Here is a 257-nt window from a genome sequence, read left to right as displayed (position 1 = left end):
ATGTTCGGGATGTAAATGGGCGTATCCCATCCGCTATCGTCACCGTACTTTTAAAGTTTATCAAATGGATCTTCCAAAAACAAACATCAGTCTTCCAGCATAACGATCTAACGCGATCGTTGGTTTCAGCAGTGGCTTCTTGCGTATAGCTTTCTCGAATCTTAGATTAAGCTTTCGACCGATTAGTACTGGCCAACTCCGCGAATCGCTTCGCTTCCATCTCCAGCCTATCGCCTTGTCGTCTTCAAGGGGTCTTA

1 rRNA gene is annotated in these 257 nt (G+C 45.5%); it reads right to left on the bottom strand.

The window, feature by feature from the left end:
• Positions 1–162: 162 nt before the first annotated feature.
• A 23S ribosomal RNA gene (locus Afil_RS10885) occupies positions 163–257 on the bottom strand; the annotation flags it as partial.

This window comes from Allobaculum fili (assembly GCF_020969955.1).
Classification (GTDB): Bacteria; Bacillota_I; Bacilli_A; order Erysipelotrichales; family Erysipelotrichaceae; genus Allobaculum; species Allobaculum fili.
The sequence above is the reverse complement of the archived record's forward strand: the minus strand, read 5'-3'. Positions and strand labels throughout refer to the sequence as shown.